Raw genomic sequence first — 16661 nt, forward strand, 5'->3', positions numbered from 1 at the left:
CACCTTCTGATGATGTTCATGCCATGAGACGAGGCCCCGTGTTGTCGGATAGCTGGCGTGGCAGGCTAGGAGCATGTTCTCGCACGCCACCAGCCACACCACACGCCCGAGCTTGACCGGCAGCTTCGGGATGTCCGCTTCCACCCATTGGTCCACGACGGCGGCCTGCCAGTCCGTGCTCGAGCGCGGCGGTAACGCCTTCGACGCTGCCGTCGCCGGGGCCTTCGTGCTGCACCTGGTGGAACCGCATCTCAACGGGCCGGGTGGAGACATGACGGGGATCTTCGCCACAGCTGAGGCACCGAGTGAGCCGCAGGTGCTGATGGGGCAAGGCTCCGCACCTGAGGGGGCAACCATCGATCACTACCGCTCCCTCGGCATGCAGGACGTCCCTGGAGCCGGAGGTCTGGCCGCCGCCGTGCCTGGTGCAGTGGATGCCTGGCTTCTGCTGCTGCGTGATCACGGCACATGGGTGTTGGGCGATGTGCTCGGGTATGCGATCGAGATCGCCGAACGGGGCCATCCGATCCTGCCGCAGGCCGCCGCGGCGATCGCCTCCGTCTCTGAACTGTTCACCGAGCACTGGCCGACCTCGGCGGAACAATGGCTGACTGGAGGGGCCGTCCCGAAGCCGGGGACCATGATCACCAACCCCGAGTACTCGGAGGTGCTGCGTCGGCTGGTTGCGTCGGCTGATGATGCTGAGAACCGGGAAGCAGGGATCGACGCCGCTCGCCAGGCGTGGAAGCGCGACATCGTCGGCCCCGCCGTGGAGGAGTTCTTCACTGTGCCGCATCGGCATGCGGACGGCGGCGACTATTCCGGTGTGATGGCTGCTTCGGACGTGGCGGAGTTCTCGGCAACGACGGAAGCCCCCGCGAGCATCGAGTTCCGAGGGCATACCATCGCGAAGACCGGTCCGTGGGGGCAAGGTCCGGTGATGCTGCAGACGCTGAAGCTGCTTGAAAGCTTCGACGACGAGGAACTTGACCCCGGGACCCCCGAGGGCATCCACCGCATCGTTGAGGCGATGAAACTCGCGCTGGCTGACCGCGATGTCTATTACGCCGATGAGGAGCTCCCGCTCGACCAGCTCCTCGCAGCGGAGACTGTCGCCGAGCGTCGGAAGCTCATCACAGATCGCGCCTCCTTGGAGTTCCGCCCCAGCAGTGTGGCCACAGGGGTGAGGTGGCGCCCACCAGTGGTTCAGCAGGATGAGGTTGACGCTGGTGCCGGGGCGGGTGAGCCCACCGTTGCAAAAGCCGGTGCGCGTCGTGGAGACACCAGCCATCTCGACGTCGTCGACCGCTGGGGGAACATGATCTCTGCGACCCCTTCGGGCGGCTGGCTGCAGTCCTCACCGACCATCCCTGGGCTCGGATTCTGCCTGGGGACGCGGTTGCAGATGACCTGGTTGGATGAGCACTCACCCGCTGCGCTACGCCCGGGGAGACGTCCACGGACCACTTTGTCGCCGACTCTGGTGTTGCGTGATGGCCAACCGGTGATCGCCATGGGAACCCCCGGCGGAGACCAGCAGGACCAGTGGAAGGTGCCGATGCTGTTGCGCCTTCTGTTAGGAGGGCATAGTCCGCAGCAAGCCATCGACGCGCCGACCTTCCACACCGGGCACCTGGTCGGCTCATTCTGGCCACGGACCTCGGGTCCGGGAACATTGGTACTGGAAGATCGGCTTGGCGACGACGTCATCGCCGAGCTGGAGTCCCGGGGTCACCGGGTGACCCGAGCCGGGGACTGGGCGCTGGGCCGACTGTCCTGTGTCACTCGGGATCCCGAGACGGGCAGGATGTCGGCGGCGGCGAACCCTCGTGGTGCCCAGGGTTACGCGGCCGGACGCTGACACTTCATGGATAGGCACAACGCTTGTCTCGGTGATGTACTGAGGGCATGACTGTTGTGAAGATCAACGCGATCACGGTCCCTGAGGACTCCGGCGATGAGTTGGGAAAGCGGTTCGCTGCTCGGCAGAGCTCGATGGCCGGAACACCTGGCTTCGAGGGTTTCGAACTGCTTCAGCCCACGGATGAGCGGACGACCTGGCTGGTGATCACCCGATGGGCTTCCGAGGCCGACTTTGAGGCGTGGAAGAGCTCTCAGGACTTCGAACGCGCCCATGGCAAGCCGCACGGCGCGGGCGAATCAGAAGGAGAGAAACCACAGAAGCCGGTAGGGATGTCTGCTGAGCTGTGGAGCTACGAGATTTCAGTGACCGGCTAGGAGGCTGGTAATCTAGATCGGTCAGCAGATGGCACCTGGGTGTGTTCATCATACTGACGTGCCTCCTTAGCTCAGGGGATAGAGCGTCTGCCTCCGGAGCAGAAGGTCGTAGGTTCGAATCCTACAGGGGGTACTTTCCTGAAGGGCCTCGGATCGCTGGAATGGCAGCGATCCGAGGCCCTTCTCGTCGGCAGGGCATATGAGGGCGAGGGGTCCTAGGGGCGTAGGAGCGATCGTGTGTACCGAGTATTCTGAGTTGAACCCTGCCGGTGCGAGAACAGCGGCCACTCAACAGGTCGACTCCTATCGGGTTCTATGCAAGCATCGTCATTACTGTGACGAAGATATGCGCATCGGAGTCGTTGCCTAGCCCGGTTTCATTCTGGACGGTTGCTGAAGAGCTACGCGAAGCCGTCATGAACTGGAGCCGCGGTGATGGGTTGGCAGGCTTCATACCTGCAGGCCTGCCACCGAACGGCACGTTATTACTGCGTACCGGCTCCGTATGGGACTGTTTGATTGGCTTTTGCATCCACCGCGACGGTCACTTCACGCCTGGCCTGCTATTTAAGAATCCGATCCCGCTGTGGCGCTACTTGCCTTCTTATGATGATGGGATAATTACTTTACAAGCGTGGTCCACTGAGCGCAGGCGCATACTCATCCACAATCCGGGACTCGGAGGTGTTCTTGGACTTCTCGATCAGGCTGTCGAAAATTCCCGGGGCCGTCTGCCGAACTGATGAAGACAGGGGTCATAGTGCAGGGTGAGTGGCGGATATGACTTTCCGCCGGCTTCTATGTTGGCTTTCAAAGTTCGGTGAACAAGAGTTGTTATTTCGCGAATTGAGGATGCCGCACTTCGATTGAGTCCGGGGAGGATGACGGGTATTACAGTCGCCGCATCCTCGCCGACCGAAGCCTTCGGCCGGCTGACCACACGCACTATGATCGAACGGCAGTCGAGGCGGTGCCGGGAGGCTCCAGATGCAACTGCAGGAGGTGCTGAGGAGTATGACGGCGAACGTCCCTACCGCGGGTGATCTGCAGGATCACGACGACGTCTCTGAGCTGGTCGTCGCGTTCTACCGCCGCGCCTTTCAGGATCCGCTGATCGGCCCGATCTTCACTGAGGTTGCGCAATTAGACCTGGACCGTCACCTGCCGATCATGTGTGACTTCTGGGAGACGGTGCTCTTCCGTGCGGGGCTGTATCGGCGCAGCGCGTTGCAGGTGCATTTCGACCTGCACGCGAAGCACCCGCTTCAGGCGCAGCATTTCGCTCGGTGGCTGCAGCTGTGGGTGGCCACCGTCGATGACCTCTTCATCGGTCCCATCGCGGATCGTGCGAAGCTGCAGGCCGAGCGCATCGCGGGCTCTATGCAGCGGCGTCTGGCAGGCCGTTCCGGCAGCGCTTTCGAGACGCTGACCCGGCGCCGTCACGACGACGCATCCGATACCGCATCATCCAATACCGCATAGGAGATACCTCCCATCTTGTAGGTACGTCACAAGAGGTAGGTAGTCATGACGTCACCGGGCCGCACCGGATGCGAGCGCCTACCCGGCGACTACGGAGAGTCCACCAGCGCCGAGGCCGCACGTTCACCGATCATCACTGAGGGTGCATTCGTATTCCCGGTGGGCACCTGCGGGATGATCGAGGCATCAGCCACGAAGAGTCCGTCAGTACCGTAGACGGCGAACGTGGAGGGGTCGACCACGGCCTCCTCGTCACGGCCCATTCGGCAGGTCCCCACCTGGTGGTGATAGGTCACCACAGACCCACGCACGTAGTCCTCAAGGTCCTCATCGGCCACGTCCGGACCCGGGTAGAGCTCCCGAGGAGCCCACGCGGACAGCGCCTCTGCGCGGCCGATCGCCCGGCACTGCCGCACTGAGGCGACCAGCGCGTCCACGTCACGCTGATCCTGCAGCGCGCCGAGGTCGATGCCGATCGGATCATCCGGGGCCGGCCCGGTCAGCCGTACCTGACCGCGGGAATGCGGGCGCACCAGTCCGCCCTGCAGGGTGAAGCCGTTCTCAGCCACCGGCTCCTGGGGCGGCTGAGCATTCTCCGCGTACATCGGTACCGAGAAGAAGATCGGCTGAGTGTCCGGCGCTGGCAGCCCGGGGTCCGAGCGGTCGAAGAAGTGAACCTCGGCCACGGTGACCTCTCCTGCGGGCACCGGTGCACCCTCGGTCGTGTACACCACCGGGGAGAGCAGGTGGTCGTGCAGATTCCGCCCGACGCCCGGCAGATCATGCACCGGCTCGATACCGACCTCACGCAGCTCCTCGCCGGGTCCGACCCCGGAGCGCAGCAGGATCTCTGGTGAGTTCAATGCCCCCGCCGCCAGCACCACTCTCTCCGCGGACAGTTCCCGCACACCGTCGGCCCCCTCCACCTCGACGCCGACGGCGCGACGGCCCTCGAACAGGATCCGACGTACCTGCACGTCGGTGAGGATGCTCAGCCGAGGATCCCCCACGATCGGCTTGAGATAGGCGCGCCAGGTGTTGAACCGGTGTCCGTCACGGATCGTCAGCTGCATCCGTGAGACACCATCAACGGTGCCTGAGTTGTAGTCAGGGTTCAGCGGGAGTCCAGTCTCTCGGCAAGCCTCGACCAGATCCTCCATCAGCGGATTCCGTGGGAAGTCCACGACGACGTCGAGCGGCCCTTCGCCACCGCGGGTCCCCGAGGCACCGCCGTCGTAGTTCTCAATCTTTCGGAAGACCGGCAGCACCTCTTCCCAGGACCACCCCTCGCACCCGAGTTCATGGGACCAGGTGTCGTAGTCCCAGCGGTCTCCGCGCACCCAGATCCCGGCGTTGAGGGCGTGCGAACCGCCCATCACACGTCCGCGCGGCAGGTGGATCCGACGCCCTGCGGCACCCGGTTGAGGGGTGGTGTAGTAGTCCCAATCCTGGTCACTGTGCCAGAGCATGCCCAGAGTCGAAAGATGGTCGATGTGCGGGTTCGCATCATCGCTTCCTGCCTCGATGAGCGTCACTGGCCGTCCCGCATCGACGAGCCTCCGGGCTATTACGCACTCGGCCGAACCCGCCCCGATGATGATGGTCTCTGCAGTCTCCGGCCGCTGTGCTGTCATGGTCAGCTCCTCCCGTTCTGTTCCGCCGCACTGTGATCATAGTGAGTGCAATCACATGAGGTGAGAGGGGCAGGTAGGGATTAGCTGATGGAGGACCCGGGTCGAGGAGTCAGTGAATCCCAGTGCTGAGACAGGAACCTAGACGTCACGGAAAGTGTCAACGGGGAGAGCAGCAGAACCACGGCCCAGGTCACGGTGACACCCAGCCCGGCCCCGGCGATGACGTCATGGGGATAGTGGTGCCCCGCCAGCACCCGCCCCGCTCCGGTGGCCGCAGCCAGTATGACGGCGATCCAGGCCAGACGGGGCCGGGTGAGCACCAGTGCTGAGGCCAGGGCGGCAGCGATCACAGTGTGGTTGCTCGGATATGCCATACTCCCGATGCCGGGGCAGGTGGCCACCTCCACCGCGGAGTTCTGACAGGGACGTGTGGCCTCGATGAGCGCCTTCAGTGCCTCGCTGGCCCCATAGGCCACCACCGCACCCAGGCCGCCGACGCTCAGCGTCGTCAGGGCAGTCGTGCGACATGTGCTCAACAGGGTCACCGCGAGGCCTCCCCACAAGGCGACCAGTCCGAGCAGGGTGGCCTCAGAGAACCGGTGGGCCGCCGTCGTGACCTGTAGATCCAGGGCGAACTGCGCTGCGACGCTGCTCCACGCACCGCCGGAGTGCAGTGCCCAGACGCCGCCGAAGCCGATCAGCAGCAGTCCCGCTGCCAGTAGAGCCGCTCTCGGAGCAGGGAACAGGGTTATCACCCACAGCAGATCAGGGAGCAGGCACGAAATAGTGAGTATACCGAAAAGACACGGTGAAGACATCTTAGAGACATGAACAGTTCATCTGAGATTCACACCGGCGCCGCAGCGGAGGTGCACTACTCTGAGCAGGGTGACGATCTCTTCCCACCCCGCTGACGCCCATGAGTGGATCACCGTGCGCGGTGCCCGCGAGAACAACCTCCGCGACGTCAGCCTCCGCATCCCCAAACGGCGCCTGACCGTCTTCACCGGGGTCTCCGGCTCCGGAAAGTCCTCCCTGGTCTTCGGCACTATCGCCGCGGAATCCCAGCGGATGATCAACGAGACCTACTCTGCCTTCGTCCAGGGCTTCATGCCCACGATCGGCCGACCCGACGTCGACACCCTCGAAGGCCTGACCACCGCCATCGTCGTCGACCAGGAGCGCATGGCCTCCAACCCTCGTTCGACGGTGGGCACGGCCACTGACGCCAACGCGCTGCTGAGGATCCTCTACAGCCGTCTGGCTCAGCCGAACCTCGGCACGACCAACGCCTACTCGTTCAATGTCGCCTCAGTGCAGGCCTCGGGCTCCATCACCGTGGACAAAGGCAAGGCCTCCACCACTGAGGTCACCCAGTTCTCTCGTGCCGGCGGCATGTGCCCCCGCTGTGAAGGCCTGGGCCGGATCAGTGACCTCGACCTCTCCGAACTCTATGACGAGTCGAAGTCCCTCGACGACGGCGCCATCACCGTCCCCGGATATAAGCCCGGGGGATGGGCGGTGAAGTTCTACGCAGAGTCCGGCTTCCTCAACCCGGCCACACCGATCCGGGACTACACGGCGCAGGAACTCCACGACTTTCTGCACAAAGAGCCTACGAAGATGAGCTTCCGCGGCATCAACTCCACCTACGAGGGGCTGGTCCCACGGATCCGCAAGTCCATGCTCAGCAAGGACCGCGCCGATATGCAGCCCCATATCCGTCAGTTCGTCGACCGTGCGGTGACCTTCATCGACTGCCCGGATTGCGTAGGCACCCGGCTCAACGCTGCGGCCAGAGCCTCAGTCATCGACGGCCGTTCCATCGCCGATCTCTGTAGCATGCAGGTCAGTGATCTCACCGCTTGGCTGCGCGGTCTGGAGGACGCGCACACGGCTCCGCTGCGGCAGAGCCTGCTCCACATCCTCGACTCCTTCGTCGACATCGGACTGGGTTACCTGTCCCTGGACCGACCCACCGGCACCCTCTCCGGAGGCGAGGCGCAGCGGATCAAGATGATCCGCCATCTGGGCTCTTCCCTAACCGACGTCACCTACGTCTTCGACGAACCCTCCACGGGCTTGCATCCCCATGATGTCGCCCGGATGAACGATCTGCTGCTGCGGCTGCGGGATAAGGGCAACACAGTGCTCGTCGTCGAGCACAAGCCCGAAGTCATCGCCATCGCCGATCATGTCGTCGATCTCGGCCCCCGTGCCGGCGAGCACGGCGGCACCCTCACCTATCAGGGTGATCTCGCGGGACTGCGCAGCTCTGAGACGCTGACCGGCCGCCACTTGGGCGATCGGTCAGCGCTGAAGACGTCTGTGCGGACGCCCACCGGCGCCCTGGAGATCCGTGGAGCTGATGCTCATAACCTCCGCGACGTCGACGTCGATATCCCCACCGGTGTGCTCACCGTGGTCACCGGGGTGGCCGGTTCCGGTAAGTCCAGCCTCATCAGCACCCAGATCTCCCCGCGCGAGGGGGTGGTCACCGTGGACCAGGCCGCGATCCGCGGCTCCCGGCGGTCCAACCCGGCCACCTACACCGGGGTGCTCGAGCCGATCCGCAAGGCCTTCGCCAAGGCCAACGGGGTCAAGCCCGCGCTGTTCAGCGCCAACTCTGAAGGTGCCTGCCCGGCCTGCAACGGTGCCGGGGTCATCTACACTGACCTGGCTATGATGGCCGCTGCAGCCACCCCCTGTGAGGACTGCGCCGGACGCCGGTTCCAGCCGGAGGTCCTCGGCCACACTCTGGCAGGTAAGAGCATCGCCGATGTCCTCGACCTCTCTGTGGACGAGGCGCTGGAGCACTTCGCCAGCCCGGAGGCCTCCCTGCCTGCCGCGACGAAGGTCCTCACCCGGCTGCGTGACGTCGGCCTCGGGTACATCCGGCTCGGCCAGCCGCTGACCACCCTCTCAGGTGGTGAGCGTCAACGGCTGAAGCTCGCTGTGCATATGGCGGAGAAGGGCGGGACCTACGTGCTCGACGAGCCCACCGCCGGGCTGCATCTGGCCGATGTGACCCAGCTGCTGGAGCTCCTGGACGCCCTGGTCGAGTCCGGCAAGACGGTCATCGTCATCGAGCACCACCAGGCAGTGATGGCCCACGCGGACCATCTGATCGACCTCGGCCCAGGCGCCGGTCACGACGGCGGCCGGATCGTCTTCGACGGCACGCCGAGTCAGCTGGTGAGCAACCCGACGACCCTGACCGGCCGCCATCTGGCCGCACATGTCAGTGAGTCAGGGAAGGAGCCTCACCGGTAGGAGGGCTTCGGTGCCTCCGGCATCGGCGCGGACGAGCAGTTCGGCGTCCTCAGAGATCTCCTCCGGGATCGTCACGGCCAGCTCGGCAGTGCCCGAACCGTCTTCGACTGTGTATTCAGAAGAGCCGAGGTCGATCTCCTCCTCGCCATCGCGCAGCACAGCCGTGACCTCAGTGACCTCCGGGGCTCCCAGGCTCATGCTGTGCACGGAGCCGACCTCGAAGCTGATGTCCTCTCCGGCGGAGAACTCCGCATCAGGCTCCACACCGGAGAACTCGACGGCGCGCAGCGCATAGTCGGGACTGAGCTCATCCTGCTCGGCCACGTAGTCGGGCCACACTTCGGTGTCGATGACCTCAGTCTCAGTGCGCTCCTCGGCCTCGGTGAAAGCGGTGAACCCGTCGCCACCACCAGCCAGGAACTCACCCACACCCACGGTCAGCGTGTCCTCGTCATCTAGCGGTTCACCCTGGAACTGCAGCGAGGTGATCCGCTCACCTTCCTCCGCCTCAGCGTCATAGGTGTAGCGCAGGTCGGAGGAGATCCCGAACTGCTGATAACCGTCCTCACCCCACTGCTGCTCCAAGACCTCCCGCAGCTGCTCACCGGTCATCTCCAGAGCCACCAGCCGGTTGTTGAACGGCACGACGTCGACCGCATCACGCAGGGTCACCTCGCCATCCTCAGTGCTGATGTCATCACGCAGGCCACCGGCATTTATCAGCCCCACGTCGATCTCCACATCCTCCGGCCAAGCCTCACTGTCCTGGTGGAAATCGGCGACGAGGCTGCCGATCGTCGACTGCAGGCTCCGGTCATCGCCGTGGCCGGAGCTGGAGGTGGACCAGACCCCATCGGAATACTCCGCCTCACCGGCCGCCCATCCGGTGGTCAGATCGCCGGACTGGGTCGTCAGCTGTTCACCGCCGACCTCAGCGGCGTGCTCCTCGGCCTCGGCGACCACCTCAGAAGCCTCATCGAAGGCCTCCTCACCCGAGCAGTCCTGCGGGTCGGTCTCCTCAGTGGCGTGCAGCTCTGGTTCTGAGGCCTGAACCTCACCGTCCTCGACACTGAGCGTCACAGCCCCCAGATTCGCTCCGTTGGAACCGGTCTGCAGCACGGTGAGATCATCGTGGGCATAGGCGTAGGCATTGTGGGTGTGACCCTCCAGCACCACATCGACCAGCTCACCGAGCTCCTCGTGGACGCGGCTGGACCAGTCATCCTGAGGCACCTCACCGATCTCCAGATCCTCAGCTGAACCCTGGTGGACGGAGAGCACGACGAGATCGGCTTCACCGAGCTCCTCCTCGATCACCTCGGCCGCGGAGTCGATCGGATCGCGGAATTCGATGTCCTCGACACCGTCGGGTACGACCAGCTCAGGAGTCTCCGCGGTGACGCCGCCGACCACCGCCACCTCCAGTCCGTCGACCTCGTAGATCTCATAGGGCGTGGCGGCCCGGTCCTGGGAATCGGCCTCGAACAGGTTCGCGGCGAGATAATCGAAGTCGGCCTCGGGCTCCAGCCGATCGGTGATGTCGGCGTACCCCTGATCGAATTCGTGGTTCCCCAGCGCAGCGGCATCGACTCCCAGCGCGTTGTAGAGGTCCAGCGTGGGCTGATCGTCCTGCACCGCCGATTCGAACTGGCTGGCCCCGACGTCGTCACCGGCGGAGATCAGCAGGTTCTCCGGATGCTCCTGCCGCACCTGCTCGAGCGTGCAGGCGAAGGCCTCTGCGGAGTCCATCGCACCGTGGAAGTCATTGAAAGACAGGACCGTCACCTCACCGGAGGCTGAGCTTTCCGCCGTACCGTTGTCCTCTGTGGTCTCCTCAGCAGATTCTTCTCCGGTGTCCCGCGTGTCATTGTCCTGCGTGTCATCAGCGCACGCCGTGGCCAGCAGGGCCGACGCTGTCACCACAGAGAGCAGAGGCAACAGCGCGGCGCGGTGCCTCACGGAGTGATGTCCGGTGAATCGGTATCTGGCGAATCGGAGCGGGCGGGACTGTGCACGAGGCATGGGACTCCTTCGGATCACTGAACGTCCGGGGGCGCTGTCACCCTCCACCGTAGGCATCACGCCCAGAGCCGTCATCGCGGGCTGACCCCCTTGCCCCGATGTTCACCGCGGCGTCGGCTGATCTTCACTGCACCTATGGAGCACATGCGATGTCAGTGCCAGAGATTAGACTGTCCGGGTGACTCCAGAAGAACTCTCCGCCACAGTGATCCGTGTGCTCTCCGAGGCCGTCGACGCCGGGGAGCTGAGTCTGCCGGTACCCGAGACCGTCGTGGTGGAACGGCCGAAGAACCGTGAGCACGGAGACTGGGCGACCACGGTCGCCATGCAGCTGGCCAAACGTGCCGGGATGCCCCCGCGTGAGCTGGCGCAGATCATCGCCGCGCGGCTGCAGCACGCTGAGGGAGTGGCCGGAGTGGACATCGCCGGCCCCGGGTTCATCAACATCACCCTCGACGCCGCCGCAGTGGGTGAGCTGGCACGGACGATCCTCGAGGCGTCTGAGAGCTACGGGCACAACCAGAGCCTCGCCGGGCACGTGATCAACCTCGAATTCGTCTCCGCCAACCCCACCGGGCCGCTGCACTTGGGCCACACCCGGTGGGCGGCTCTGGGCGACGCCCTCTCTCGGGTGCTGCGCGCCTCCGGGGCCGATGTCACCAACGAGTACTACATCAACGACGCCGGCAACCAGATGGACGGCTTCGCCCGCTCCGTGCTGGCCCGGATCCGCGGCGAAGAGATGCCCGAGGGCGGATACCCCGGTGAGTACATCGCCGCTTTGGCCGATGACGTCCTCGCCCAGCGCGGCGATCTCGCCGCGATGGACCCCGGTGAGGCGCTGCCGATCGTGCGGGAACTCGCCTATGCGGCCCAGCTCGCCCAGATCCGCGGCACACTGCTGGCCTTCGGCGTGACCTTCGACGTCTTCTTCTCCGAGCAGTCCCTCCACGATGAAGGCCGGCTGGACCAGGCCGTGCGCACACTGCGTGAGCAGGGGCATATCGAGGACCGCGACGGCGCCGTGTGGCTGCGCACCACCGATTTCGGCGATGACAAGGACAGAGTGCTGATCAAGGCCGACGGCGAGCCCACCTACTTCGCCGCCGATGCCGCCTACTACCTGTCCAAGCGGGAACGCGGCTTCGCCGAGAAGATCTACCTCCTCGGTGCTGATCACCACGGCTATGTCGCCCGTCTGCAGGCGATCGCCGCCTGCGCCGGGGATGATCCGCAGCGTCATATCGAGATCCTCATCGGGCAGCTGATCTCCGTCGACGGCGCTCGGCTGTCCAAGCGTGCGGGCAACATGATCGAGCTGACCGAGCTCATCGAATGGCTCGGCGTCGATGCGCTGCGCTACACCCTGGCCCGCTCACCGGCGGACTCACCGTTAGACATCGACCCGGAGCTGCTGCGCTCACGCACCAACGACAACCCCGTCTTCTACGTGCAGTACGCCCACGCCCGTGCCTGTGCGGCCGCGCGCAACGCCGCTGATCACGGGGTCTCCCACGGCGCACCCGGTGCCGGCTTCGAGGCTGGGCTGCTCAGTGCACCCGAGGAGGAGGAGCTGCTGGCTCATCTCGGTCGCTTCCCCTCGGTGGTCGCCGGTGCCGCGGAGATGCGCGAACCGCACCGCATCGCCCGGCACCTGGAGACGGTGGCGGCGGCCTACCACTCCTGGTACGCCGCCTGCCGCATGGTGCCCCGCGCCGGAGAAGAGATCACTGACACCAACCGGACCCGGCTCTGGCTCAACGACGCCACTGCGCAGGTGCTGCGCAACGGGCTGGCCCTGCTGGGCGTCTCGGCCCCGGAGAAGATGTGATGAGCCAGCAGGAAGGCCCGATGACCACACCACACCCGCTCGCCCCCGACTGGCTGACTCCCATCACCGATTCGGCCGGTCTGGAGCATAAGCTGCTCCCCACCGACGCCCACCGCACAGGGGAGGGAGTGCTGAGCATCGGCGGAGTCGACGTCGAGAGACTCGCCGCCGAGCACGGCACCCCGCTGTACGTGATCAGCGAAGCCGACTTCCGCGCCCGGGCGCGGGCCTTCCGTGAGGCTTTCTGTCAGGCTTTCGCCCCCGAAACCGAGGTAGACGTCTTCTACGCCGGCAAGTCCTTCCTCTCCACGCAGGTGGTCGGCTGGGTCGTGGACGAGGGGCTCTGCGTGGACACCGCCTCCGGCGGTGAGCTGGCGCTCGCCTTAGCCGGAGGGGCAGACCCCGCACGGGTCGGTCTGCACGGCAACAACAAATCTGATGCCGAGATCCGCCGTGCGCTGCAAGCCGGCATCGGGCGGATCATCGCTGACTCCCTGGATGAGGTGCAGCGCATCGAGCAGCTCGCCGGGGAACTCGGCGTCACCGCACCGGTGATGCTGCGCCTGACCCCCGGTGTGCACGCCTCCACGCATGAGTACATCGCCACCGCCCACGAGGATCAGAAGTTCGGACTCTCCCTGGCTGCTGATGTCACTGCTGAGACCACTGCCGAGACTGCGGGGTCCCCGGCAGAACGTGCTGTGGCCCTCGCCCTGGACTCTGCGCATATCGAACTGAGAGGACTGCACTGCCACATCGGCTCGCAGATCTTTGAGCCCACCGGGTTTGAGGTGGCCGCGACGAAGCTGATCGCCCTGCTGGCGAAGATCCGCCGTGACTACGGGGTCGAGCTGGCCGAGCTCGACCTGGGCGGCGGTCATGGCATCGCCTATACCGAGGCGGATGAGCCGCGCAGCCCCCAGGAGATCGCCGAGGCCCTGGCTTCCACGGTGAAAGCGGCCTGTGCGCAGCACGGCCTGAGCGTGCCCCGCATCTCCATCGAGCCCGGCCGGGCGATCGTCGGACCTGCCGGTGTGACCCTGTACCGGGTGGGCGTGCAGAAGGATGTCGGCGTGGACACCCCTGACGGCGACACCGCGGTGCGCCGCTATGTCGCTGTGGACGGGGGGATGAGCGACAACGCCCGAGGTGTGCTCTACGACGCCGACTACTCTGCAGTGCTGGCCGGGCGTCGGGTGATCGGCGAGCATGTGCTGTCCCGTGTGGTGGGCAAGCACTGCGAGTCCGGCGACATCGTCGTCCGGGACGTATACTTGCCAGCGGCGACGGCGCGGGGCGACCTCCTGGCGGTTCCGGCCACGGGGGCGTACTGTCATTCGCTCTCCAGCAACTACAACTGGCTGCCGCGTCCGGCCGTGGTCTCTGTCTCCGACGGTGTGGCACATACGATGATCCGCCGGGAGACCGAGGATGAGATGCTCAGCCGGGACACCGGATGGGCACGCTGACCAGCGCCACCGCGGCGGCAGGCGTCGTCGGAGGTGACCTCCGAGGGGATATCCGGGAGGGCACCGTCGGTTCTGGCCCCTGTGTCAGGTAGGAAGTGTCAGACAAGAGCTCACGTATTGACGATGACAAGGATGAGGTGACGATGACGGGTTCGCAGGACCAACTCACCGTCGGGCTGCTCGGTGCGGGCAGCGTCGGCTCGCAGGTGGCGCGCACACTGGTGGAGGAGCGCGAGCTCATCAGCGCGCGCGTCGGTGTTGACGTGCGCCTGGTCGGCGTCGCCGTCCGCGATACCGAGGCGCCGCGGGACTGGCGGATTCCGGGGGAGCTGCTGACCACTGATGCCGAGGAGCTGGTGGATCGGGTCGACGTCGTCGTCGAGCTCATCGGCGGTATGGAACCTGCCGCCTCACTGATCACCCGTGCCCTCTCCCGCGGGGCGGCCGTGGTCACCGGCAATAAGGCTCTGCTGGCCGCTCGGGGCGCTGAGCTGACGGCGATCGCGGCCGAGCACGGTGCGCCGCTGCTCTACGAGGCCTCCGTCGCCGGGGCGATCCCCATCCTGCGCCCGATCCAGGAATCGCTCTCCGGAGACCGGATCACCAAGATCATGGGCATCGTCAACGGGACCACCAACTACATCCTCGATCAGATGGACTCCACCGGGGCGAGCTTCGACTCCGCACTGCTTGAGGCTCAGCGGCTCGGCTACGCGGAAGCAGATCCCACCGCTGACGTCGAGGGTCATGACGCCGCGGCCAAGGCTGCGATCCTGGGCAACCTGGCCTTCCATTCACCGTTCACCATCGATGACGTCCACTGCGAGGGCATCCGCGAGGTCACCGCCGGTGATATCGAGGCCGCCGGTGCCTCAGGCTACGTCATCAAGCTGCTGGCCATCGCGGAGACGCGCGCCGGGGATGACGGCGAATCCGGTGCCGTGCTGCGAGTTCACCCGACCCTGCTGCCCCGGCACCACCCCTTGGCCAGTGTGCGCGGAGCCTTCAATGCGGTCTTCGTGGTCGCCGAGAACGCCGGTGAGCTGATGTTCTACGGGCAGGGAGCCGGTGGCCGCCCGACCTCCTCGGCCGTGCTGGGTGACCTGGTTACCGCGGCCCGTCAGCTGCGCACCGGCAGCGTCACGGCGCCGGCCGGCCCGTCGGCGCAGCAGGCGCTGCCGGCGATGAGCATCGACCAGGCCCTGACCCAGTACTACATCGACATGACCGTCGAAGACCGCGAAGGTGTCATTGCGGAGATCGCACGGGTCTTCGCGGATCATCACGTCTCGATCGAATCGATGCGCCAGCCCGGTGCTGTCTCCCTGGAGGGGGAGGTCGAGGCCACCGGCGATGACGGAGTGACCGTGCAGATCGTCACCCATGTCGCGCAGGAACGTGCCCAGCGTGACACGGTCGAGGCGCTGCGCACGCTGCAGGTCGTCGAGTCCATCGACTCGGTGATCCGCGTCGACGTCGACCGCTGAGCTGCGGCATCTGTGACCATCGATTCCGAATCCTGAACCCCGAACCCTGAATCCCGAGTTCTGAACCCTGACCTGAGGAGGCCATCCGAGGTGGCGCACCAGTGGCGCGGAGTGATCCGCGAATATGCAGATCGTCTGCCGGTGGATGAGGACACCCGCATCGTGTCCCTCGGTGAGGGGGGCACCCCGCTGGTGAAGGCGCCGGCGCTCTCCGAGCTGATCGACGGCGAGGTGTACCTCAAGGTCGAGGGCATGAACCCCACCGGCTCCTTCAAAGACCGGGGGATGACCATGGCTATCACCGCCGCCGTAGCCGAGGGCGCGGAGGCGGTGGTCTGCGCCTCGACCGGCAACACCTCAGCCTCCGCCGCCGCCTACGCCACCCAAGCAGGGCTGACCTGCGCGGTGCTGGTGCCCAACGGCAAGATCGCCATGGGCAAGCTCTCCCAGGCCGTGGCCCACGGTGCTGAGCTGATCCAGGTGGATGGCAACTTCGACGGCTGTCTGGACGTCGCCCGCAAACTGTCCGAGGCGTACCCGGTGTTCCTGGTGAACTCGGTGAATCCCGCGCGCATCCAGGGGCAGAAGACGGCGGCCTTCGAAGTCGTCGACGCACTCGGCGACGCACCGGATCTGCATCTGCTGCCTGTGGGCAACGCGGGCAACATCACCGCGTACTGGAAGGGGTACCGCGAGTATGCGGAGACCTGGAAGCATCCACTCACCGGTGCCGAGGTGGCTCCCGTGGCCTCGAAGCGGCCGACCATGTGGGGTTTCCAGGCAGCAGGCTCGGCCCCCATCGTCGCCGGTCACCCCGTCACCGAGCCGGACACTGTGGCCACGGCGATCCGGATCGGCAACCCGGCCTCCTGGGAGCAGGCTGAGGCTGCACGTGATGAGTCCGGCGGCGTGATCGAGGCGGTGACGGATCAGGAGATCCTGGAGGCGCATCGGTGGCTCTCCGCCAAGGAAGGTGTGTTCGTCGAACCCGCGTCGGCTTCCGGGGCTGCCGGGCTGCTGAAGAAGCACGCCGCCGGTGAGGTGCCCTCCGGTATGCGGGTGGTCATCACGGTGACCGGTCATGGCCTGAAGGACCCGGACTGGGCGCTGCGCAATGCCGACGGCAGCGACATCACTCCGACCCACCTGCCGCAGGATGCCGAAGTCATCGCACGTCAGCTGGGGCTCTGAGGTCTGTGTCGAGGAATACTGCACCGAGGAGTTC

11 protein-coding genes and 1 tRNA gene are annotated in these 16661 nt (G+C 65.6%); 9 read left to right on the forward strand and 3 right to left on the reverse strand.

Annotation, left to right across the window (positions count from 1 at the left end):
- The first annotated feature begins 73 nt into the window (after positions 1 to 73).
- From RIL96_RS07970 to RIL96_RS07985, 4 genes are all read left to right on the forward strand, one after another.
- Positions 74 to 1861 carry a gamma-glutamyltransferase family protein gene (locus RIL96_RS07970; RefSeq protein WP_310548487.1) on the forward strand — a complete coding sequence of 596 codons (1788 nt, stop codon included), beginning with the start codon at positions 74 to 76 and terminating at the stop codon, positions 1859 to 1861.
- A gap of 47 nt (positions 1862 to 1908) precedes the next feature.
- Positions 1909 to 2238, forward strand: a complete 330-nt coding sequence (locus RIL96_RS07975; protein ID WP_310548488.1) for an antibiotic biosynthesis monooxygenase family protein — start codon at positions 1909 to 1911, stop codon at positions 2236 to 2238.
- A 60-nt stretch (positions 2239 to 2298) separates the two neighbouring features.
- Positions 2299 to 2371, forward strand: a tRNA-Arg gene (locus tag RIL96_RS07980).
- Between the two features lie 881 nt (positions 2372 to 3252).
- Positions 3253 to 3720 (forward strand): group III truncated hemoglobin, encoded by a 468-nt coding sequence (locus RIL96_RS07985; RefSeq protein WP_310548489.1) that lies wholly within the window; start codon positions 3253 to 3255, stop codon positions 3718 to 3720.
- Between the two features lie 89 nt (positions 3721 to 3809).
- Here the strand turns inward: RIL96_RS07985 and RIL96_RS07990 are convergent, their stop codons facing one another.
- On the reverse strand, positions 3810 to 5354 hold the full coding sequence (locus tag RIL96_RS07990; RefSeq protein WP_310548490.1) for a GMC family oxidoreductase: 1545 nt from the start codon (positions 5352 to 5354) through the stop codon (positions 3810 to 3812).
- Between the two features lie 80 nt (positions 5355 to 5434).
- A complete protein-coding gene (locus RIL96_RS07995; RefSeq protein ID WP_310548491.1) occupies positions 5435 to 6109 on the reverse strand; it encodes a phosphatase PAP2 family protein in 675 nt (224 codons plus the stop codon).
- Positions 6110 to 6242: 133 nt separating this feature from the next.
- Between RIL96_RS07995 and RIL96_RS08000 the strand changes: the two genes are divergently transcribed.
- The gene (locus RIL96_RS08000) at positions 6243 to 8627 is read left to right on the forward strand and encodes an ATP-binding cassette domain-containing protein (RefSeq protein WP_310548492.1); all 2385 of its coding nucleotides are present in this window, start codon (positions 6243 to 6245) and stop codon (positions 8625 to 8627) included.
- On the opposite strand, the gene RIL96_RS08005 is transcribed toward RIL96_RS08000, so the two are convergent.
- Entirely contained in the window at positions 8604 to 10586 is a 1983-nt protein-coding gene (locus RIL96_RS08005) for a bifunctional metallophosphatase/5'-nucleotidase (RefSeq protein ID WP_310548493.1), read from the reverse strand. The two genes, RIL96_RS08000 and RIL96_RS08005, sit on opposite strands and share 24 nt — an antisense overlap.
- Positions 10587 to 10827: 241 nt before the next feature.
- Between RIL96_RS08005 and argS the strand changes: the two genes are divergently transcribed.
- The 4 genes from argS (at position 10828) to thrC (ending at position 16627) form a co-directional block, all read left to right on the forward strand.
- Complete coding sequence (gene argS / locus RIL96_RS08010; RefSeq protein WP_310548494.1) at positions 10828 to 12480, forward strand: arginine--tRNA ligase; 1653 nt, start codon at positions 10828 to 10830, stop codon at positions 12478 to 12480.
- The gene (gene lysA, locus RIL96_RS08015; RefSeq protein ID WP_310548495.1) at positions 12480 to 13949 is read left to right on the forward strand and encodes a diaminopimelate decarboxylase; all 1470 of its coding nucleotides are present in this window, start codon (positions 12480 to 12482) and stop codon (positions 13947 to 13949) included. Before argS ends, lysA begins: the two co-directional genes overlap by 1 nt.
- 143 nt (positions 13950 to 14092) lie before the next feature.
- Entirely contained in the window at positions 14093 to 15436 is a 1344-nt protein-coding gene (locus RIL96_RS08020; RefSeq protein WP_310548496.1) for a homoserine dehydrogenase, read from the forward strand.
- 90 nt (positions 15437 to 15526) lie between these two features.
- Positions 15527 to 16627, forward strand: coding sequence for a threonine synthase (gene thrC / locus RIL96_RS08025; protein WP_310548497.1), 1101 nt, complete (start codon positions 15527 to 15529; stop codon positions 16625 to 16627).
- The last annotated feature ends 34 nt before the right edge of the window (positions 16628 to 16661 follow it).

The organism is Nesterenkonia aerolata (assembly GCF_031470965.1).
Lineage (GTDB): Bacteria > Actinomycetota > Actinomycetes > Actinomycetales > Micrococcaceae > Nesterenkonia > Nesterenkonia aerolata.